Source organism: Acidovorax sp. 94 (assembly GCF_003634645.1).
Classification (GTDB): domain Bacteria; phylum Pseudomonadota; class Gammaproteobacteria; order Burkholderiales; family Burkholderiaceae_C; genus Acidovorax; species Acidovorax facilis.
In genome coordinates this window covers 2,491,717-2,512,734 of sequence record NZ_RBJA01000001.1, presented here as the reverse complement: position 1 = coordinate 2,512,734, position 21,018 = coordinate 2,491,717, and the positions used below count along the sequence as shown (strand labels likewise).

Annotated in this window: 13 protein-coding genes; 2 read left to right on the top strand and 11 right to left on the bottom strand. The window is 66.2% G+C overall.

What is annotated here, in order from left to right:
• Positions 1-6: 6 nt before the first annotated feature.
• From C8C94_RS11560 to C8C94_RS11540, 5 genes are all read right to left on the bottom strand, one after another.
• Positions 7-1,170: an alpha-hydroxy acid oxidase gene (locus C8C94_RS11560; RefSeq protein WP_121420809.1), complete on the bottom strand. Its 1,164-nt coding sequence runs from the start codon at positions 1,168-1,170 to the stop codon at positions 7-9.
• A gap of 240 nt (positions 1,171-1,410) precedes the next feature.
• Positions 1,411-3,696 (bottom strand): diguanylate cyclase domain-containing protein, encoded by a 2,286-nt coding sequence (locus C8C94_RS11555; RefSeq protein WP_121420808.1) that lies wholly within the window; start codon positions 3,694-3,696, stop codon positions 1,411-1,413.
• Positions 3,697-3,780: 84 nt separating this feature from the next.
• On the bottom strand, positions 3,781-6,117 hold the full coding sequence (pbpC, locus tag C8C94_RS11550; RefSeq protein WP_121420807.1) for a penicillin-binding protein 1C: 2,337 nt from the start codon (positions 6,115-6,117) through the stop codon (positions 3,781-3,783).
• Positions 6,110-6,478, bottom strand: coding sequence for a hypothetical protein (locus C8C94_RS11545; protein WP_055400618.1), 369 nt, complete (start codon positions 6,476-6,478; stop codon positions 6,110-6,112). The genes pbpC and C8C94_RS11545 overlap by 8 nt, the downstream gene beginning before the upstream one ends.
• Positions 6,479-6,530: 52 nt before the next feature.
• Entirely contained in the window at positions 6,531-12,518 is a 5,988-nt protein-coding gene (locus C8C94_RS11540) for an MG2 domain-containing protein (protein ID WP_121420806.1), read from the bottom strand.
• 182 nt (positions 12,519-12,700) lie between these two features.
• On the opposite strand from C8C94_RS11540, the gene C8C94_RS11535 reads away from it, so the two are divergent.
• Both C8C94_RS11535 and C8C94_RS11530 read left to right on the top strand, forming a co-directional pair.
• The gene (locus C8C94_RS11535) at positions 12,701-13,240 is read left to right on the top strand and encodes a hypothetical protein (RefSeq protein WP_055400622.1); all 540 of its coding nucleotides are present in this window, start codon (positions 12,701-12,703) and stop codon (positions 13,238-13,240) included.
• A gap of 14 nt (positions 13,241-13,254) precedes the next feature.
• Positions 13,255-14,574, top strand: coding sequence for a tol-pal system YbgF family protein (locus C8C94_RS11530; protein ID WP_121420805.1), 1,320 nt, complete (start codon positions 13,255-13,257; stop codon positions 14,572-14,574).
• A 443-nt stretch (positions 14,575-15,017) separates the two neighbouring features.
• Here the strand turns inward: C8C94_RS11530 and C8C94_RS11525 are convergent, their stop codons facing one another.
• The 6 genes from C8C94_RS11525 to C8C94_RS11500 form a co-directional block, all read right to left on the bottom strand.
• Positions 15,018-16,070 (bottom strand): c-type cytochrome, encoded by a 1,053-nt coding sequence (locus tag C8C94_RS11525; protein ID WP_121420804.1) that lies wholly within the window; start codon positions 16,068-16,070, stop codon positions 15,018-15,020.
• A gap of 180 nt (positions 16,071-16,250) precedes the next feature.
• Positions 16,251-17,321, bottom strand: coding sequence for an ABC transporter substrate-binding protein (locus C8C94_RS11520; RefSeq protein WP_121420803.1), 1,071 nt, complete (start codon positions 17,319-17,321; stop codon positions 16,251-16,253).
• Positions 17,322-17,371: 50 nt separating this feature from the next.
• Positions 17,372-18,529, bottom strand: coding sequence for an FAD-binding oxidoreductase (locus C8C94_RS11515; protein ID WP_121420802.1), 1,158 nt, complete (start codon positions 18,527-18,529; stop codon positions 17,372-17,374).
• Positions 18,526-19,914: an NAD(P)/FAD-dependent oxidoreductase gene (locus tag C8C94_RS11510; RefSeq protein ID WP_121420801.1), complete on the bottom strand. Its 1,389-nt coding sequence runs from the start codon at positions 19,912-19,914 to the stop codon at positions 18,526-18,528. The genes C8C94_RS11515 and C8C94_RS11510 overlap by 4 nt, the downstream gene beginning before the upstream one ends.
• Positions 19,911-20,222: a (2Fe-2S)-binding protein gene (locus C8C94_RS11505; RefSeq protein WP_199726970.1), complete on the bottom strand. Its 312-nt coding sequence runs from the start codon at positions 20,220-20,222 to the stop codon at positions 19,911-19,913. Before C8C94_RS11505 ends, C8C94_RS11510 begins: the two co-directional genes overlap by 4 nt.
• Positions 20,223-21,017, bottom strand: coding sequence for an ABC transporter permease (locus C8C94_RS11500; protein WP_121420800.1), 795 nt, complete (start codon positions 21,015-21,017; stop codon positions 20,223-20,225).
• Position 21,018: the final 1 nt, after the last annotated feature.

The following is a 21,018-nucleotide window of genomic DNA, read 5'->3' as shown; positions in this document are numbered from 1 at the left end:
CAAGACTCAGGTCGGATAGGTGCCTGGCAACAGAATGGAGCGGTCCACCGTGTTGATGTTGGTGTGGCCGCAGAACGCCATGGTGATGTCCAGCTCTTTCTGGATGATCTGCAGCGCGCGGGTCACGCCTGCCTCACCAAAGGCCCCCAGGCCATACAGGAAGCTGCGGCCGATCAGCGTGCCCTGCGCGCCCAGCGCGCGGGCCTTGAGCACGTCCTGCCCGCTGCGGATGCCGCCGTCCATCCACACCTCGATGTCCTTGCCCGCCGCAGCGGCAATGCCGGGCAGCGCGGCGATGGAGGATGGGGCGCCATCGAGCTGGCGGCCGCCGTGGTTGCTGACGATGAGCGCATCGGCGCCGCTGTTGACGGCCAGGCGCGCGTCTTCGGCGTCCATGATGCCCTTCAAGATCAGCTTGCCGCCCCAGCGCTTCTTGATCCACTCCACATCGCCCCAGTTGAGCTGCGGATCGAACTGTTCGGCCGTCCACGACGACAGCGACGACAGATCGCCCACGCCCTTGGCATGGCCCACGATGTTGCCAAAGCTGCGGCGCGGCGTTCCCAGCATGCCCAGGCACCAGCGCGGCTTGGTGGCCAGGTTGATGAGGTTGGCAATGGTGGGGCGGGGCGGGGCCGAGAGGCCGTTCTTGATGTCCTTGTGGCGCTGGCCCAGGATCTGCAGATCCAGCGTGAGCTGCAGCGCCGAGCAGTTGGCGGCCTTGGCGCGGTCGATCAGGCGCTCGATGAAGTCGCGGTCGCGCATCACGTACACCTGGAACCAGAACGGGTAGTTGCCCGTGTGCTGGGCCACGTCTTCGATGGAGCAGATGCTCATGGTCGAGAGCGTAAACGGGATGCCGAAGGCCTTGGCCGCCTTGGCACCCAGGATCTCGCCGTCGGCATGCTGCATGCCGGTGAGACCCGTGGGCGCAATGGCCACGGGCATGGCCACGTCCTGGCCGACCATGGTGGTGCGGGTGCTGCGGCCCTCCATGTTCACGGCCACGCGCTGGCGCAGCTTGATGCGCTGAAAGTCGCTTTCGTTGGCACGGTAGGTGCCCTCGGTGTACGAACCCGAATCGGCGTAGTCATAAAACATGCGCGGCACACGGCGCTGGGCAATGACACGCAGGTCTTCAATGCAGGTGATTTTGGACAGATCGGGCACGCGGACACTCCAGAAAGGGGTTGCACAGGGGGCAGACAGGACTGCGCCGAATGGTAGGCACTTGCCTGCGGGTGGGCCATCAAAATTATTTGTGCGGGCTGCAACAAATTTCCAAGGCGGTGGGAGAACGGGGGCCTTGGAGGGGCAAGAATTCCAAGTAAATTGGCTGCTAGCGCTTATTTGGAAAGCGCAAATTGCTATAAAATTTATAGCAATATACCGCGCCAGAACTCTGGCGGCTTATGGATCCTGCCCAGCGTCCACAGCGGCCAGCACCACCTCGGGCTCGGCGTCCGGGCCCCGGTAGAGCATGAAGCGCATGCGCCCGCCGCGTTTGGCGGCGTACATGGCGCTGTCGGCATGGCGCGAGAGCGCATCGAACGTATCGCCGTGCTGAGGGAAGAGTGCGATGCCGCCGCTCAGCCCCACCTGCAGAAAACGCCCCGCCAGCGCGAAGGGCGCGTCGCACGACGCAAGGATCTTGCGCGCCACGTGGCAGGCGGCCTCGGCGCCGTCCAGCCCCGGCAGCAGCACAACAAACTCATCCCCGCCCTGGCGGCACACGGTGTCGGACGCGCGCACGGCAGCCTTCAGGCGCTGCGCAAACTGCACCAGCAGCAGGTCGCCCACATCGTGGCCCAGGGTATCGTTCACGTCCTTGAAGCCGTCCAGGTCCAGGTACATCACGGCCAGGCACTTGCCTTCGCGGCGGGCCTGCGAGATGGCCAGCTGGGCGCGGTCTTGCAGCAGCACGCGGTTGGGCAGGTCGGTCAGTGCGTCGTACTGGGCCAGGTGGGCCATGCGCTCGGCCATGACCACCGATTCGGTCACGTCGCGCAGTACGGCCACGGCGCCGGTCACCGTGCCATGGCGGTCGGTGATGGGGCTGGCGGTTTCCTCCACCTGAAAGCGCTGACCATTGGTGCGGTGCAACAGCACACCCCGCACGGGGGGAGTCGCCATGCCGCACTGGATGGCCGCACGCAGCGTGTTGGTCAAAGGCTCATCGTTGTCAGGGCTGCGCAGGCTCACCACCTCGTCCACGGTGTGGCCTGCCGCATCAAACGCCTGCCAGCCCGTCAGGCGTTCTGCCACGGGGTTGAGGTAGGTCACCATGCCCTTCGCGTCCGAGCAGACCACTGCGTCGCCAATGGCTTGCAGCATCAGGCGCACGCGCTCTTTCTCGTCGAACAGCTCGTTCTCCATGTGCTTGCGCTCGGTAATATCCGTCACTTGCACGAAGAGCCCGGTGACCACGCCGCGCGCGTCTGCGTCGGGCAGGTAGGAGACGATACTGTGCCGCGGCTGGCCTTTCGGGTTCTGGTCCGTACGTTCAAAGCGCTGCGGTGCACCCGCCAACGCCAGGTCGTAGTAGGGCTTGCTGGCCGCGTAGCGGGATTCGCTGAGCAGCTCGCTGATATGCCGGCCGCGCACAGGCACCGGGTAGGTGCCGAACTCCTCGAGTGCCGCCCGGTTGGCAAAGCGGTTGTGCATACTGGCATCCCAGTAGGCAATCATCGAAGGCACGTTGTCGAGGATGGTGCGCAGGTCATGCTCAGCCTCGGCCAAACGCGCCGAAACCTGCTGGCGCAGCACCAGCTCACGCACGAACAGCAGCGCCAACCCAAGGCAGCCAGCCATCAACAGCGCAGCAAAACCACCCAGGACCCAGGCACTGCTCCTCCACTTGGCCAAGATGGTGTCGGTGGACTGGGCCACGTTCAGAATCAGCGGGTAGTTGCCCACAGGCCGGAAGGAGTAGAGGCGCTCCACGCCGTCGAGCGCGGCCTTACCGACAAAAGAGCCTGTGCCCTCGGCCTGAAAACGCAGCAGGTTAGGCGTACCAGCGATGGTTTTGCCGACATCAGCATCACCATACGGAAAGCGGGAGATCACCACCCCGTCCCGCCGAAACATGTTGACCCCGCTGTTGGAGCCCAGGTCCAGCGAACCAAACAGTTCGTTGAAATAACTCAGGCGGATAGCGCCGACCACCACCCCGGCAAAGCTGCCGTCTGCATGGAAGTACGGACGAGAAATGGGCAGGATGTTCAGACCCGTCACCCGTGAAGGCACGGGCTTGCCGAAGAACAGCTCCCGCTCGCCCCGCTCACTGAATGCCAGAAAGTAGTCGCGGTCGCCCAAGTTGGTGCGGCGAGGGGTCAGGGAGCCCGAGTCCAGAATGACGTTGCCCTGAGCGTCCAGCACCAGCACATCGCCCGCGCCGCGCGCACGCAGCGAGTTGTCAAACACCACCCGCGCACGCAGGTCGGGGGGCAGCGCCCATACCTCGGGCCGTGCCACCTCGCGGGCCACGCCCTCCAGGGATTTGTCGAACGAGTCCAGCGACCAGGCCAGGCCCTGCTCCATGGTGCGGGCCAGGTTGGAGTTGGTCTGCACCGCGTAGCTCCATTCGTCGTTGCGAATGGTCCAGATGGTGCGGGCAAACAAGGCACCAATGCCCAGAGCCACCAGCAAAGCCAGCCATATGAGGCGGTGAGAGAAAAACTGGCGAAGGGAGGGCATAGGGATAGTTTGTAACTATTTTAAACAGCCGCCTTAACAGGGACTTGGCCCCAAGTCACACCGTATTCCTCGGACTTGTCAGCGTCAATGCGCACCTGCCCGGAGAGGCTGGGCCACCACACCTGCGCCACGCACCTCCAAACGGACCTCGTCCAGCACCTTGCCCTGCGCGTCGGTGAGCTGCACCACATGGCGCCCGGGCCAGGGCAACCAGGCCACCCGAGGGCCTCGGCCCAGGGGTTTGCCATCCAGCCGCCACTGCACCGCATTGCCCGTGGCGGTGAACTGCAGGCGCTGGCGCGCCGGGGGGATGTCGGGGTCCAGCGCAATGATGGTGCCCGGGGCGGGGGCGGTGATGCGCGGGGGCAGACCCGCAGGAGATACGGCCGCATCGGGCGCAGATTTTTTAGCATCATTTTGGCCACTAGCGCTTGATGGGTAAGCGCTAATAGCTACCGAATTAATAGCAAAAAACGCCTGCTGGGTGCCCTGCACAAACCACTCTTCCCGCGCGGCCTCCAGCGGCTGGCCGCCGCCGCGTGGGTCCGGGCTGCCGGGCTGCGGCGCCACGGGCCCAAATTGCACCGCTGTGCGGGCCAGGCCCACGGGGGCCTTGGGGGCGCGGCTGGGCTCGCGGGCATGCAAAAACCCCATCACCGCCGACCAGATGGGTGCCGCGCCGCTGGTGCCGCTCACGTCGTGCATGGCCGCGCCGCTGGCGTTGCCCACCCACACGCCCACGGTGTAGCGCTCTGACCAGCCCACGGCCCAGTTGTCGCGCATGTCCTTGCTGGTGCCGGTTTTCACGGCCGTCCAGAAGCGGGTGGCCAGCACGCTGTCGGTGCCGAAGGTGCGGGCGCGTGCGTTGCCGTCCGAGAGGATGTCGCCCACGATGAAGGCGGCACGGGCGTCCAGCGCAGGGGCAAAGCGCGGCTTGGCAACATCCGAGAGCGCTACAGCACTCGACCGTCCGCCGTTGGCGAGCGTGCGGAAGGCGTTGGTCAGGTGCAGCAGCGGCACCTCGGGGCTGCCCAGCGCCAGGCTGTAGCCAAAATAATCGCCGCTTTCGCGCAGCGGCAAGCCCACGGCGCCGAGCTGGCGGTGGAATGCGTCGGGCGTGACCATCACCAGCGTGCGCACCGCCGGCACATTGAGCGACGCGGCCAGCGCCGTGCGCACCGACACCCAGCCCTTGAACTGCCGGTCGTAGTTCTGCGGGATGTACAGGCCGCTGGCAGTGGTGATCTGCGCGGGCGAATCCTCTACCAGCGAAGCCGCCGTGAGGCGCCGCTCGGCAATCGCCTGCGCGTACAAAAACGGCTTGAGTGTGGAGCCCGGCTGGCGCAGCGCCAGCACACCATCGACCTCGCTGGCCTGGCTCAGTTGCCCTGAAGACCCCACCCAGGCCAGCACCGCGCCCGTGGCGTTGTCGAGCACCAGCACGGCGCCGTCTTCCACATTGCGCCCGCGCAGCTCGCGCAGGTGCTGCTGCAGGCTCTGCACGGCAAAACGCTGCAGCGGCGCGCGCAGGGTGCTGGACACACGCTCGGGCACTGCGCCGTCTTTGCCAGAGCGCTGGCGAAGCAGGTAGCGGGCGAAGTGCGGCGCCACGCCTTCGCTCGCATCAAATGCGCGGCGCTGCAGGGCGGCGGTGGTGAAGAGGTCCAGCGCATCGCAATCCACACGGGCCAGGGCTGGGGTGGCGCGCTGCGCGGGGCGCGCGCCGCTGGTGGCCTGCATATCGCGCAGCACCCCGCACGCCCGTTGCGCCACCAGCGCGGGCCGGGCATTGGGCGCGCGCACCAGCGCAGCAGCCACCGCCGCCTCGCGGTCGTCCAGCCCGTGCGCGGCCTTGCCAAACAGCGTGCGGCTCAGGGCATCAATGCCCACCAGCTCGCTGCGAAACGGCACGAGGTTGAGGTAGGCCTCCAGGATCTGGTCTTTGCGCCAGCGCCGGTCCAGCACCTGTGCGGCCACCGTCTGCCCCAGCTTTTGAACCACGGTGCGCCCGCCAGGGCCCTGGCGCCAGTCACCGTCCAGCAAACCCGCCAGCTGCATGGTGATGGTGCTGGCCCCGCGCGTGCGCTGATTCCACAGGTTGCCCCAGGCAGCGGCCGATGCGGCGCGCCAGTCCACGCCGCTGTGCTCAAAAAAACGCTTGTCCTCGCTGAGCACCAGGGCCGTGCGCAGGGCGGGCGACACCTCCGCCAAAGGCACCCACTGGCCGCGTCGCACGGTGGCGTCGGTGCGCAGGCGCTGCAGTACCTCGCCTTCGCGGGAGAGGATGAGGGTGTCGGAGGGCTTGAAGTCGGCTCGCACCTCGTCAAACGCCGGAATAGCCCAGGCGGCCGATGCGCTGACTATCCAGAGAGTCCAGCCAGCGTACCAGCGGCGAACGCCGCCCCCCTGGCGCTCAGCCATTGGGATGCTCCCGGTCAAACCGGGTTTCGGCTTCGCTCAGGTGGCGCAGCAGCACGTGCGAAATCAGGTTGACGCCAATGCCACCAAACACCACGGGCAATACATAGAGCGCGATGGACAGCTCGGAGATGAACACCGCGTCGTCGGCCAGCGACGGCGTGGTTTTGGCCAGGGACGCGAGCGACTGCAGCAGGTACACGTCCACCCCTGCGATCAGCACCAGCGCCACACCAAAGCCGAGTACGGCCACGCGGGAGATGGACCGGGTCGCCAGCAGCAACCCGTAAATGCCCGCAGGCAAAACCAGCGAAAACGCCACCAGCACCCAGAACCGCAGTTCCACAAAAACACTGAGGCTCATGGCGTTGTGCTGAAGGGCAGGCTCAAAACGGAAGGTTGCATGGCGCTGCGGTTTACCGAGCCGCCTCCACCTTTACCCGCGCGTTGGGCACCTCGCCAAACATCTCGGGGGCGTACATGGCTTCCACCCGGCTGGGCGGCAAGGCAAAGTCACCCACGTTGTTCAGGCGCACGGTGTATTCCATCTTGACCGTGCCCTTGGGCAGGTATTCGTAGTAGCTGCGGAAGGCCTCGAAGCTGCGCTCCTCGAACGCGGGCCAGCCCGCGCCGCTGCGCTTCTCGCCTTGGGTGGCGATCTGCGAATCCCGGCCCAGGCCGCTGCCCAGGATGGTGGCACCGCCCGGAATCGGGTCGGTGATGGCCACCCAGGTCATGTCGGCGCTGGCGTTCACCTCCAGCGTCACACGCAGCACGTCGCCGCGCGTGTACTGGCCTGCGGGCAGTGACTTGTTGGCCTGCTCCACGGGTGTCACGGTCTTGGTGATGGCATATCCCGCAGCAAAGGGCGCCTTGAGCTGGATGGCGGCGACGGATTGCAGGGTGAGCCACGGCTTGCCGGGCCCTTGGTGGGTCACCGCCAGGTTCTCCTTGCCACCCGCTTTGCCCCAGGCCAGGAACATGTCGTTGTTCTTGAGGTTGCCGGGCGATGCGGGCGCGCCGAACCAGGTGGTCTGGTGTGCGGCGCCCGTGGCGTCACTGGCCTTCAAGCGTTCGACCTTGCTCCAGTCCACGCTGGCGGTGTTGCCAGACATCGCGGCTTTGGTGGTGCCCGAGACTGGCACGGCCTCGAACTTGGCGCTGAATTTTTCCAGCGCCAGCCCGCCCCACAGATTGGCGGTGGTGGTGTGCCAGGCGCCCGCCTGCTGGCGGCTGATGAAGCCGTTGGCGAGGCGGCCCATGTCGTCCTTCCAGGTGGGGTCGTCCATCACCGCGAGCATCAGGCGCGCGGTGTTCACGTCGCCGTTTTGCATCAGCCACCACCAGTAGTCGTCCTGCTCGGTGCTGAAGATGAGCTTGGTGCCCTGGAACGACAGTCGGCTGCGCAGGATCTGCATGGCCTCGGCCAGGCGCTGGTCGCGCTGCGGCACATCGGCCACGCGCTTCAAGACGTTGACCCAGTCGATCACCGTGTGCGTGGGCCACTGGTTGGGCGCGATGGTGATGCTGCTGACCATGCGGCCCTGGGCCTTGCCGTAGCGCGAGAGGGCTTCGAGCGCGGCCACCTTGCGCATGTCCAGGTCCTTGCGGGGGCTCCAGAAGCTGCGCTGGATGCGGCCTTCCACAAACGCGATCAGGCCACGCTCCATGGGCGCGCGGGCGGCGTCGGGCAATGCAAACGCGGGGTTGATGCTGGCGGCCTCGTGCGTAGCGGCCAGCACGTAGGCCGTCAGCGTGTCGCTGCCCCGGTTGCCATCCCCATCGCGCGGTGGGAAGTAGTTGGCCAGGCCGTCGCTGTCGAGGTAGGTGGGCAACTGCGCCACCACGGTCTGCCACAGCGCGCCGTCGCGCAGGCCCACGGCCTTGCTGGTCTTTTGCTCCAGGCAGGCAAAGGGGTAGCGGGCCCACCAGTCGCGCACGCCCGGCAGGCCTTCGGCCAGCTTGGGCTGCAGCGACATCTTGAGGCCGCCCCGGCCGGGGATGGCGTCCGCTGGCGGGTTCACATCCAGGTTGAAACTGCCGTCCACCTGCACCAGCGTGGCCTGCTGCACCGTGAGTGGCACAGCCGGGATGATGCGCTGGCGGGCCTTGAGCGCATCGCGCGCGCCGCCCACCGTGTCCTTCGCCTCGATCTCCCACAGGATGGTCTCGGCGCGGGTCTGCGCCAGTTGCGCTGGCGCCGTCACGTTCCAGGCGACTTCACGCGCTTCTTCGGGCGGGATGTCGATGGTCTGCGGCTTCAAGTCCAGCAGCGTGGCGCGCGGCGATACCTCCACCTTCATCGCCGTCTTGGTGGTGTTGCGCAGCGTGATCTGGGCGCGGAACTTGTCGTCCTCGCGCACCAGCGGCGGCAGGCCGCTGATGATCTGCAAATCCTGCGTGGCGCGGATGCTGGTGCTGCCGGTGCCGAAGAGGCCCGTGGCGGCATCGGCCACAGCCACGATCTTGAAGGTGGTGAGTGCGTCGTTCAGCGGCACCGTCACCTTGGCCTGGCCGTTGGCGTCGAGCTGGATGGAGGGCTCCCACAGCAGCAGCGTGTCGAGCAGCTCACGCGTCTGCGCGCGCCCCCCGCCACCGCCTGCAGGCACGGCCTTTTTGCCGTAGTGGCGGCGGCCGATGATTTCCATCTGCGCGGTCGATGTCTCCACGCCCCAGCTGCGCCGCTGCAGCATGGCTTCGAGCAGGTTCCAGCTGGTGTTGGGCATCAGCTCCAGCAGGGCCTGGTCCACAGCGGCCAAAGCCACCTCTGCATTGGCAGCGGGCTTGCCGCCCGGCAGGGTCGCGGTGATGGTGACCTGGGCCTTGCCGCGCACGGCGTAGCTCTCCTTGTCGGCCGTCACCTTCACGTCGATCTGATGGGCCGCTGTGCCCACGCGAATCTCGGCCATGCCCAGACGGAACGCGGGTTTGGACAAGTCCACCAGCGCCGTGGGCGCCTGGTACTCCTTGCCTTCGTACCAGAACGAGGTCCACCACTCGCGCGGCGCCTTGAAGCCCCAGGTGAAGAAGCTGTACCACGGCACTTCGCGCAGGCGGCCACGCAGGGCCAGCACGCTCACGTACACATTGGGGCCCCAGTCGGGCTGCACCTTCAGGCTCACCGTGGGGTCTTGCCCGTTGAGCTGCACCACCTGGGTGTCGATGATGCCTTCGCGCTCCACGGCCACCAGGGCCGTGGCAAAACGGAACGGCATGCGCACTTGGAACTTGGCGATCTCGCCGGGCTGGTAGCTTTTCTTTTCGGGCAGCAGGTCGATGCGGTCGTGGTCTTCACCGCCAAACCACAGCTCGCCCTGGCGCGTGACCCACACTGACGAGGCGGCCACGCTGGTGTTGCCGTCCTTGTCGGTGGCCGTCACCACCAGCTCCACCTCGCCGGGCTCGTCGAGCTTGGATTCGCACAGCAGCAGGCCGCGTGCATCGCTTTTGCCGCTGCACAGCGTGCCCAGGTCTTTGGTTTCGGTCTGGTTGTCGTAGCTGTAGAAGCCGCCCACCATGCGCTTGCGCGTGCTGGTGGTGATGCGGGCAATGGCCTGCACCTGCAGCGAGGTGTCGGCGGCGGGTTTGCCGTTGTGCTGCAAGGCCAGCGCCTGGTAGCGGATCTTCTGTCGGGCAGACACCCAGCCCTCGGTCTTGATGCCCGCCACCACACCGGCGGGCCACAGCGCTTGCGTGCTGCGGATGGTCTGCACCTCGCCATTGGGGTCGGCGTAGGTGGCTTCCAGCAGCAGCTCCTGCGGTTGGCGGGCCTGGGGCACGTTGTCGATGGTGACCTTGCCCGCACCGTCCTTGTTCAGCGTGAGCGGCAGCTTGTCGGCAATCACGCGTGCATCCTGGCGGGCCGCAGCTTCTTCGTCGTCGCTGTTCGCACTTTCCTGCTCGCGCTTGCGGGGTGGTGTGAAGCGGAAGGCCTCGTAGTCGCTGTACTGCAGCGCCTTGCCGCGCACCATGGCCGACACGCGCACCGGCAGGTTGGCGGCCCCGCCGCCCGCCACGTAGTTGATCTGCACATCGGTGGGCACCGAGCGCACGCGCACCAGGGCCTTCTTCTCGACCGGGGTGATGCGCCCCTCCAGCACGGGCAGGCGGAACTCCTCCACCCGGAACTCGCCGGAGCCGAAGCTGCGTTCATCACCGGAATCCTTGCGCAGCTCCACCTGGTACACCCCCAGCTTGGCGGCGGGCGGGATGGCGAAGCTGTTCAGCGCACTGATGCCACCCGTGGCCGTGTCGCGCCAGGCGACGGGCTGGGTGAACTGCTGGCCACTGCCCACATGGGTGATGACCAGGGTTTCGGGCCGTGCCTTGGGCAGCGCAAAACCCTGGCGGGTTTCCGAGCGCAGCACGTGTTTCATCGACACGGTCTCGCCCGCGCGAAACAAGGTGCGGTCAAAAATGGTGTGGGCGCGTTCGCTGGGGCGCGGGTCGCTGTTCGTGGGCACGTTGAAGCGCCAGGGCTCGATGCCGCGCTGCCAGTCACTCCAGGTAAAAGCCATGTCCTCCACGCCGCCCTCGTCCTTGTGGCGCGCGCTCACGAAGTAGGCGTTGCCGCCGTCGCCGTAGTCGCCGCCATCGCCGCAGCGGGTGGGGTCGGACGACAGGCCTTCGATGCGGGCCACGCCCTGAGCATCGGTCAGTGCGTTGGCCAGCTCATTGCCCTTGCAGTCGCTCACACGCACCGTGGCGCCCTGCACCGGCTGGCCCTTGTCCAGCGTGGTCACCCAGGCCATGGCGTTTTCGCGGCCGAGCTTGAAATGCACGCCCAGGTTGGTCACCAGGGCCGAGGTGCGCACGACCATTGTGCGGGCGTCGCCGTGGCGCTCATCCAGCAGCGAAGCGCCGAGCTTTTGCGAGGCGATCTCCACCACATGGAAGCCGGGCGGCAGTGGAATGCCCACCACCTCGAACGGGCGCGGGTCGTTGCTCGCTGGCTTGGGCAAGTCCAGCGTCTTCACGCCCCCCTTGCCCGCCAGCAGCGAAAGCATGCGCGACTGCACATACTCCTTGTCTTCGTCCAGCACCTTGGGCAGCGGTCCGGTCACGTCGCGCCGCGCCTGCTTGCGATCCACCACGTAGCTGTCGTAGCGCTGCACCTTCTTGAACCACGCAATGATGTCGGCGTCGGTGCGCGGCTTGAGCGTGCTCACGGTGCCCGGCTGCAGGCCCTGCACGCGCAGGGCGGCTTCCACGTTGCGCAGTGTCACGGGCAACAGCGCTGGGGGGTTGTCAGAGCGCGGGCCTTCGGCAAAACGCTCGACGATGCCAAAGGGCGCTGCCGCAAACTTGGCCAGGGGCGGCATGCCGCCGGTGGCCACCTTGAGCGGGAAATTGTCTGCGTTGCGCAGCGGGCGGCCCGAGGCGTCCTTGAAATCCTTGGGCAGCTCCAGTGTGAAGGCCGTGTTTTCAGCCAGGGGCGCCGCAAACTGCACGCTGTTGACCAGCGCATCCCCCTTTTGGCCCTCGATGCCGCCATCGGTCTGGGGCTTCAGGGTTTCCTTGGCGGACTTGAGGCGAATGGCCGTGGCCAGGCTGCGCGGCACCGGGGCGTTGAAGGACAGCTGCATCGGCCGGATGGGCAGGCACGCCGCCTGCGCGTTCTCTCGCTCGCAGCTGAACTCGGCCGCAAACGGCTCGCGCACCTTGAAGTCAAAGCGCTTCTCCACCGTGTTGGCCACGCCGCTGGGCGTGGCCACGCCGCTGGGCGTGGCCACGCCCTTGCCAAACACGATCTGCATGCGCGAGCCCGAGGTGAACCGCCGGTTGCAGGCCAGCGTGGCGTACTGCAGGGGTTCTTTCGCCGCGCTTTTTTCCAGGCCCAGCGTCTTCAATATTTCGGCGCGCTGCGCGCCTTCAATCAGCCGCACCGGCACGCGCTCGCCCACGCCTTCCACCGTGCACCACACATTGGCCTGAACGCTGGCGGTGGTGGCGGGCCCGTTGAGCTGCAGCACGAAGAACTGCTCTTCGTCGATGGCCTGGTAGGGGTTGGGGCGGATGGTCTGCACAAACGGCCCGCCGCTATTGAACTGATAGCTTTTGGCGCCCGTCAGATCTGCGCCAGAGGCCGATTTGAACCCGGGTTTGACCGTTGCGGTGCAGCGCACGCCGGGTGGAAGGTCACTTTCAAAGTCGAAAACCCACTCGCGCTCGCCTGTCCAGCGGCCCGTGCCCTTGGTGGCGCTGGCATCGCTGCAGCTCAGGTTGATGGGCGCGGGCGCCTTGGGGTCGCCGAAGTTGACGGCCGCCGCATCGAACTTGGCCACCACTTGCCGCACCCGGGCCACTTCGCCCTGCGGTGAAAAACTGGTGATCTGCAGGGCGTGTGCGCCCATCGAAACCAAAGCCCCCGACAACAACACCAGGGCACGTTGCAAGACATTCATTTTTGACATCCCTCTATCCGACTCGACCGCGAGGGTAGCCGATATGCCGGAGACCGCCCCCTGCTGCGATGACACGGAAGGTAACAACTCGTTCGCAGCCCCCGCGCGCCAAGGCTGGCGGGCAGTGCGCACAAACCCCACCGGTATACTGCGCCGCAAAATAAAGCGGGAGAGAGGGAATCATGAAAAAGATCGTCTTGTTGGCGGCCTTGTGCGCGGGCGCCTGGTATTACTTTGTCGGTGGGCGCACATTGGACGAAAAAATGGTGCGCGCCTACTACGACCAGAGCGCGCACGCCCTCTACAAGCGAGACGCTGAGCTGATGTGCAAACAGCTCAGCAGCAAGGCCATCATCCAGGACGAGACGGTGATGAACGGCCAGACGCAGCGCAGCACACTCAACCACGACCAGCAGTGCGAGGCCTTCAAGGCCAGCATGCAGATGTTCGAGCAGATCGGTGACCGCATGGGCGGCATCCTGACGGTCGAGTTCGAGTTCCACATCGACAGCATCGAGATCGAACCGGGCCGCAAAAGCGCCAAGGTCAAAGGCACCAGCCTGCTGAAGATGGGGGAAACCGTCATGCAGTTCAGCTCCACCTTCAACGAGCAACTCGTGCGCGAAATGGGGCAAATGAAGCTCCTGCGCTCCGACCAGCGCACCGTGGTGCGCATGGCGGGCGGGCGCGGGATGTCGCAGTCCGACTTCTTCTCCAAATAAGCCCGGGGCACCCCATGCAGCGCGAAACCGCAAAGACGCCCCGTCCGTTCTGGCACCAGATCAACACCTTTTTCGCGTTTCCGCTGCAACCCAAGCCGCTGATGTACAGCGTGCTGCTGGCGCTCTCCAGCTTGCTGTTCAAGCTGATCTTCTTTGTGCCCGACGCCCTGGGCATCCTGATTGTGGAGATCGGCATCCTGCTGGCCGCATCGCGCTACGGATTCAAAGTCACGGCCCTGGGCTCGCGCGGCATCTACAAGGCCGAAGACTACCCTTCCGAGCTGGACCCTGACTGGAAGAACCTTCCCTGGAAGCTGTTCGCCATCCTGATCGTGCAAGCCATGGCCGTGGGCTGGCTGCAGCGCCTGAACCCCGTGCTGGGCACGCTGGCCTGGCTGGCCATGTGTTTCCTGCTGCCCGCCACGCAGATCGTGCTGGTGCAGACCTGCAGCTTTACCGAAACCCTGAACCCCGCCAACGCCTGGAACGCCGTGCGCACCATTGGCTGGCCCTACCTGCTGCTGTGCCTGTTCCTCTTCCTGCTGAGCCAGGGCACCTTCATTGCGCTGGGCATGCTGGTGCCCATCTTCAAGGGCTGGATCCTGCTGCCCATCGTCAACTGGCTGCTGATCTATTTCAGCTGGGTCATGGCCAGCCTGCTGGGCTACGCGATGTACCAGAACCATGCAGCCTTTGGCATTGACCTGCTGCCCGGCGCAGGCCTGGACGACGACGGCACCCCTGTGGACCGCCGCAGCCCCCGCCAGATCGAGCAAGACGCCACCGACGCACACGTAGCCGCGCTGATCACCGCGGGCGACATGGTCGGCGCCCTGGGCGTAGCCTACGAAGACCAGCGCACCCGCAGCGACGAAGTGCCCGCACAGCGCCGCTACCACCGTGTGCTGACGCTGGCCGAAGGCAAAACCGCCACCCTGCTGGACCATGCCCAGCGCTACATCCCGCTGCTGCTGCGCTCGGGCCAGGGCGGCGAAGCGCTCAAGGTCTTTCAAACCTGCCGGGCCAAGGACGCCCAGTTTGCGCTGCAGGACGCCAACGCCACCCTCAACCTGGCCAAAGCCGCCTGGAATGCCAACAACGCCAAAGACGCGCTGGCCCTGCTGCAGGGCTTTGACCGCCGCTTCAAAAACCACGACAGCGTGCCCGCCGCCTATGAACTGGTGGCCCGCGTGCTGCTGCAAGGCATGAACCGCGCCGACATGGCCCTGCGCGTGCTGGCCACGCTGGAGTCCCGCCACCCGGACACCGAGGCCACGCGGGAAACGCGGTGGCTGCTGCGCAACCATGTGCCGCAGGGGGCTGCGGGGGGTTAAGGATGACCTGTATAACCCTCGCGAGGCGGTGGTAGTGCGGATCGGGATGGGGCACAAGGCGTCTTTTTGCAGCCAATAGCCGCGCTATTGGCAAGAAAAGCAACGCAGTGGCCCGCCCGAGACCGCGCTATCACAGACCGCAGGGAGTTATGCAGGTCATCCTTAAGGGGTTTCGGGGATTTTGGCGCCCTGGCGCTTATCCATCAAGCGCGAGATGCTATGGTATTGATAGTGATTGCCGAGTGTTCCATGAACCGGCCGGGCCTCTTCTCTGAACAGGCATGCCTCACACACCAGCAAGCCAGCAAACCAGCCCAGGCTTCGGCAAGTTCGGCCCGAGCGGGTGGGGCAAAAACCCCACGTCCACTACAAAAATAGTAGCTGCTAGCGCTTGATGAATAAGCGCTAGCGGCCTAAAACATCAAAAAATCCAAGACCAAACATCACCCCGGCATCCGCAACCCCGAAGACACCGAAGGCACGTTCGACGGCCGATGCTGCGGCCCCTTTGGCTGCTCCACCCGCACCACATGCGCGTCCGCAACTCCACCGTTCAGCCCCACCTCCCCACTCGCCGGTGCATGGCCCACGCCCGCCCCGGCGCCCCCCGCCTTGGCAAGGGCACCAGGGGCTGTCAAGAACAGATACAGCGCCTTCGCATCCACATCACTCAACTGCCCCAGCGACTCAAACGGCATCACCTGGATCGGCGTGCCATCCGGCCGCTTGCCAGTGCGCAGCATCGCCACAAAGCTGGCGGCATTGGGGTAGCGGGCCATGGCGCTGTTGGCGCCGGGGCGGATGTCGGCAGCGGCGGGCCAGTCCGGCGGGCCGCCCGGGATCTTGCCGCCCGACAGGTCTGCGCCGTGGCAGCCGATGCACATGTTGGCCACATACTGGCCGTTGGCCACCGTCACGCCCGCAGGCACGGGGCGCGATGGCGCCAGCTGGTGGTCGATGCGCGCGGCTGCGTCGGGGATCGCGCCCAAGCCGTACAGCACCCAGGCAGGGCGGGGCAGTTCCACCACGGCCTGCGTGCCCTCCTGCGGCTTGAACTGGCGCACGTAAGACACCAGGGCATTCAGGTCGTCGTTGGTAAAACGGTTGTAGTCCTCGCTGGGCATCACCAGCAGCGGGCGGCCATTGGGCTTGACGCCGTGGCGGATCACGCTGTTCCAGTCTTCGGGCTGGTAGCGGGCCACCACGCCAGCGGGGGTGATGTTGGGGCCCACGATGCGCGTGCCCTTGCCGTCGTTCACAAACTCGCGGCCCGTGCCTTGCGCGCCGTGGCAGTCGGTGCAGCCGCGCGACGCATACAGGTACCGCCCGCGCTCAATGGTCTGCGCGTCGGTGGTGTAGGCCACGGGGCGCGGCTTGATGTCGATGTAGCGGTTGCGCTTTTGCTCGGCCAGGTACAGGCCGCTGGTGGCTGTGGCCACAACGACCACGCCCAGCAGCAGCGCGCCGCCTGCGGTCCATTTGATCCAGCGTTTCATGGTGGTATCCCTCTTCTTCGAATGAATGGCAACTGAACGAATCAGCGTGTTCAGGCGCCGGATTCTGGATTCGAAGAAGCGGTTTGTGACACCCTCCTGCCGCAGGGCGTGGCGCAGCCGGTGACATTTGTCACAAACGCGCCGCCAGTGTGGTGTGGCGCGCGTCAACGGCCCCGTTGCTCAGCGCTCGATGGTCTTGTTCCAGCGCGTGTTCCAGGCCGGGCGGTTGGCGTTGACGCTGTCCCAGTCCAGGGTCACGGCGTTTTTCATCCACTGGTTGATCTTGGCCACCTGCTCGGCGCCTTCACCCACGGCCGGGGCCTTGGGGTTGGTGGGGATCTGCGCGCCAAACTGCAGCACATTGGCCTGGGCCAGGGGGCTCAGCAGAAATTCGGCCAGTTTTTGCGCCAGCTCGGGCTCGCTGTTCTTGGCGATCACGCACTGGCCTGTCATCAGCACCACCGAGCCTTCCTTGGGCTGGGCGTATTCCACCGGAATGCCCTTGGATTTGAGTGCAGCCACGGCCGTGGGCGTGAGCGGGAAGATCGCGGCCTCGCCCGTTTGCACCATCTCCGAAATCTTGGCCGAGCTCGGGATGTACTCCAGCACGTTCGGGCCGATGGTCTTGGCCCAGTTGGCAAAGCCGGGTTCCACGTTCTTGTCGTTGCCGCCCTGGATGCGGTTGAACATCAAGAAGCCGTGCAGCCCGAACGATGAGGAGGGCATGGACTGGAACACCACCTTGCCCTTGTACTTGGGGTCGGCAAAGTCCATCCACGAGGTGGGCGCGGCCCAGCCCTTTTCGGCAAACATCTTGGTGTTGTAGGCGATGCCCGTCATGCCCACGCTGACTCCGCTGGCCAGGTCGTCCTTGAAGCGGGCGGCGGGGTAGATGTCGTTCAGATGCTGGTTGGGTTTTTGCTTTTCGCACAGGCCCATGCCCATGGCGCGCACCATGATGCCGTCGTCCAGAAACATCACGTGCATCTGCGGCTTGTCCTTGTTGGCCTGGGCTTTCGCCAGGATGTCCGAGGACGTGCCGGGCACCACCACCACCTTCACGCCGTGCAGCTTTTCAAACGCCGGGAACACGTACTGCGTGTACGCCTTCTCCATGGTGCCGCCGTTCATGCCGATGTACAGCGTTTTGGTCTGCGCGGTGGCAGTGCCTGTGGCGGCCACGGTGGCCAGTGCAGCGGCCGCCACAAGGGCGCGGCGGGTGCGGCTGGCAAAGCGGGGGGAGAAGGTCATGGTGGTTTCCTTTCTGGTGGGGAGGGGAGTTTTTTCGGTGGCAAACGGGGTCAGTGGGCAGCGGCAGTGCTGGCCACGTCAGCCACCGTCGTTGGGAGAAATCGCTCAATCGCAAAGGCATCAATCGGCGTGGTGCTGCGGCCATCGCGTGCCAGCTCTGCCAGCACCTCGCCCACACCGGGGCCGATCTGAAAGCCCGCACCCGCAAAGCCAAAGCCATGGATCAGGCCGGGCGTGGTGTGGCTCTTGCCCAGCACCGGCTGGCGGTCAGGCAGATAGCCTTCGGTGCCGCTCCAGGTGCGAATGAAATGCGCATTCTTGAGGGCGGGCAACAGCTCTACGGCCTGCACTGCCAAGGTAGCGATGGCGCTGCGCTCGGAGCGGGCGCGGTCGGCATCCAGCGCCACACCTGCGCCGCCGCCCAGCACGAGGTTGCCACGCGCTACCTGTCGGCAGTAGATGCCGCCGCCTTCCACACCCAGGCTCCAGTGCATGAAGAAGGGCAGGGGCTCGGTCACCGCCATGGCGGGGTGGCCGGAGTGAATGGGCACGGCCTCGCCAAACTGCGCGGCCAGCGCACCGGCCCAGGCTCCTGCGCAATTGATGAGCACGGGTGCACGCACCGCCACGGTGGTGCCCGAGCGCACGGTGAACAGCTGCCCGTCGTGCTCCACCGAGGTCATTGGAGTGCGCTCCAGAATCTGCGCGCCCGCGCGCTTGGCCGCCAGTGCAAACGCGGGCGACACCAGGCGCGGGTTGGCCTGGCCGTCATCCGGGCAGAGTGATCCCCCCACAGCGCGCCCGCCCAGCCAGGGGCAGCGCTCGCGCAGTGTGGTGCCGGAGATGAGCTGTAGCCCCAAGTCAAAGTCGCGGCTCATTGCTGCATAGGCCTCCAGTGCAGCCATGTCCGCCTCGCTGCGGCCAATCTTGAAGTGCCCGCTGCGCTGGTATTCGCCATCGGTGCCAATCAGCGCGGGCAGGTCGGCCCACACCTCGTGAGCGCGCTGCGCCAGCGGCAGCTGGCTCACCGGGCGGCCCTGACGGCGCACGCCGCCATAGTTCACGCCACTGGAGCGCGAGCCGCACAGGTCACGTTCCAGCAGCACCACGGCCACGCCTTTGCGGCGCAGTGCCAGCGCGGTCGATGCGCCCATGATGCCGCCGCCCACAATGGCAACGTCGGTGTCGATCGTTGGGGTGGCGGTCATGCGCGGGCCTCCGCCTGGGGTTGCAGGTGGATGGGAATCGGCTTGATCGGCGCCTGTCCGCGCAGCCGTCCTACCGTGTCAATCGGCTTGCCTGTGGCGTGGGCCAGAATTTCTGCAGCGGCCACACCGCACATGCGGCCTTGGCAGCGGCCCATGCCCACGCGGGTCAGGGCCTTGAGGCGGTTCATCTCATCGGCTCCCGCATCGCGGGCACATGCGCGCAGCTCGCCGGCTGTGATGTTCTCGCAGCGGCACACCACCAGCGCATCGGGTGCGTGGGCGGCCCAGTCGCTGGGGAAGGGAAAGGCGCGCTCCAGCCCTTGCCGAAACGGCATCAGCTTCATCAGCTTGCGTTCCAGCTCAGTAGTGCGTACCGCATCGACCTTCACGCCATGGTCTGCCAGCAGCGCCAGCGCAGCGCGCTCGCCCGCCCACTCGGCCGCATCGGCGCCCATGATGCCCGCGCCATCGCCCGCCAGGTACACACCGGCAACGCTGGTGCGGCCTGCTGCGTCGCGTTCAGGCAGGTGGGCGCGGTGCATGGGGGCCCAGGCAAAGCGGCAGCCCAGCAGGTCGGCCAGTTGGATTTCGGACCGCAGCGCATAGCCAAAGCCCACGGCATCGCAGGGCGCGGTGTGTTCGGTCTGGCCGTCAGTCCACACCACGGCATTCACCCGTGTTTCGCCCTCCACGCGCAAAGGCCGCACGCCGGTGTGCACCGCTACGCCATGCGCGCGCAGCCAGCCCACGTAGTACATCCCTTTGGCCAGCACGGCAGGCTGGGTGAGCATGCCGGGCAGGGCGGCCAGCTGGTCGGCAAATCGGGCGGTGTCTAGCACCGCCGCGACCTTGGTGCCCGCCTTGGCATATTGGTACGCCACCAGGTACAGCAGCGGCCCGGTGCCCATCAGCACCACGTTGCGGCCGATGGTGCAGCCCTGGAACTTGAGCGCCACTTGCGCGCCGCCCAGCGTGTACACGCCGGGCAGCGTCCAGCCCGGCATGGGCAGCACGCGGTCGGTGGCGCCGCTGGCCACGATGAGTTGGCCGTAGGGCACCGTGCGCGTGGTCTGTGTGGGGCCGTGCAGCACATCGAGCTGGCCGCCCTGGGCGTTCCACACCAGGCTGTTGGGTTGGTAGTCGATGTGGGCGGCCAAGCCATCCAGCGTGCTGTGCAATGCCGTGGCGCGTGATGCTTCGGTGCCGTACAGCGTTTGCGGGCTGCGGGCAAAGTGGGGGGGCTGGCGGCGGTAGATCTGCCCGCCGCCGCGCGAGGATTCGTCAATCACAACAGGACGCACGCCATGCGCAACCAGCGTTTTCGCAGCGCGAATGCCCGCAGGGCCAGCGCCCACGATCACGGGTTGTAAGGCGGGGGCGGTCATGCGGCCCCTCCGGTGGTCAGCTGCATGCCCGCCTGGATGAAGGTGGCGCAAGACCGTAGGCGTTCGCCGGTAGCCGTCATCACCCAGCAGTCCTGGCACGCGCCCATCAGGCAAAAGCCTGCGCGCGGCTCGTGGCTGAACTCGTTGCGGCGCAGTTGGGCGCGGTGGGTGAGGATGGCGGTCAGCACCGTGTCGCCTTCGAGCGCAGCGGCGGGTTCGCCATCGAGCATGAAGGGCACGGAGGCCCGGTCTTTTTCGGCCACGCGATGGAGCAGAGGTTGGCTGGAAACCATGGTTGCGGTACTCATTTATTTCCGACCGACCAGGACTCGGTCCAAGCCGTACACCCGGTCGAGAATCACCATCGCGCAGGCCGTCAGGGCCACCATCAGTGCCGACACCGCAGCCATCAGTGGGTCGATGGATTCGGTGGCGTACATGTACATGCGCACCGGCAGCGTCACCGTGCTGGGCGAGGTGACAAAGATCGACATCGTCACTTCGTCAAAGCTGTTGATGAAGGCCAGCATCCACCCGCCCGTCACGCCGGGCAGGATCATCGGCAGCGTGATGCGCGTGAACACCGTGGCCTGGCTGGCGCCCAGCGACAGGGCTGCATGCTCGGCACTGCGGTCAAACCCCACCAGCGCAGCCACCACCAGCCGCAGCGTGTAAGGCGTGACGATGAGCGCGTGCGCAAACACCAGCCAGCCAAAGCTGCCCGTGCCGCCCAGCAGCGCAAAAAGCCGCAGCAGGGCCACGCCCAGCACCAGATGCGGAATGATCAGTGGCGACAGAAACAGGCCGTTCAAAAAGCCGCGCCCCGCAAAGTCATAGCGCGTGATGGCAATGCCCGCTGGCACTGCCAGCAGCGTGGCCAGCGTGGCCGATGCCAGTGCCAGCCACAGGCTGTTCCAGAACGACTGCACAAAGTCCGAATGCGCGAACACTGCCTTGAACCAGCGCAGCGAGAACTCAGTGGTGGGCAGCGTCAGCGTGTTGTGCGGCGTGAACGCCACGATGCACACCACCAGCAGCGGGGCGAGCATGAAGGTGATGACCAGCGCGTTGAACGCGAGGGCCAAAGGTCCGTTCTTCTGCATA

Bases quoted from the DNA above. Each gene is read 5' to 3' on its own strand.
- C8C94_RS11500 (WP_121420800.1), bottom strand. From the start codon at position 21,017: ATGCAGAAGAACGGACCTTTGGCCCTCGCGTTCAACGCGCTGGTCATC.
- C8C94_RS11525 (WP_121420804.1), bottom strand. From the start codon at position 16,070: ATGAAACGCTGGATCAAATGGACCGCAGGCGGCGCGCTGCTGCTGGGC.
- C8C94_RS11530 (WP_121420805.1), top strand. From the start codon at position 13,255: ATGCAGCGCGAAACCGCAAAGACGCCCCGTCCGTTCTGGCACCAGATC.
- C8C94_RS11520 (WP_121420803.1), bottom strand. From the start codon at position 17,321: ATGACCTTCTCCCCCCGCTTTGCCAGCCGCACCCGCCGCGCCCTTGTG.
- C8C94_RS11505 (WP_199726970.1), bottom strand. From the start codon at position 20,222: ATGAGTACCGCAACCATGGTTTCCAGCCAACCTCTGCTCCATCGCGTG.
- C8C94_RS11535 (WP_055400622.1), top strand. From the start codon at position 12,701: ATGAAAAAGATCGTCTTGTTGGCGGCCTTGTGCGCGGGCGCCTGGTAT.
- pbpC (WP_121420807.1), bottom strand. From the start codon at position 6,117: ATGGCTGAGCGCCAGGGGGGCGGCGTTCGCCGCTGGTACGCTGGCTGG.
- C8C94_RS11540 (WP_121420806.1), bottom strand. From the start codon at position 12,518: ATGAATGTCTTGCAACGTGCCCTGGTGTTGTTGTCGGGGGCTTTGGTT.
- C8C94_RS11515 (WP_121420802.1), bottom strand. From the start codon at position 18,529: ATGACCGCCACCCCAACGATCGACACCGACGTTGCCATTGTGGGCGGC.
- C8C94_RS11555 (WP_121420808.1), bottom strand. From the start codon at position 3,696: ATGCCCTCCCTTCGCCAGTTTTTCTCTCACCGCCTCATATGGCTGGCT.
- C8C94_RS11545 (WP_055400618.1), bottom strand. From the start codon at position 6,478: ATGAGCCTCAGTGTTTTTGTGGAACTGCGGTTCTGGGTGCTGGTGGCG.
- C8C94_RS11510 (WP_121420801.1), bottom strand. From the start codon at position 19,914: ATGACCGCCCCCGCCTTACAACCCGTGATCGTGGGCGCTGGCCCTGCG.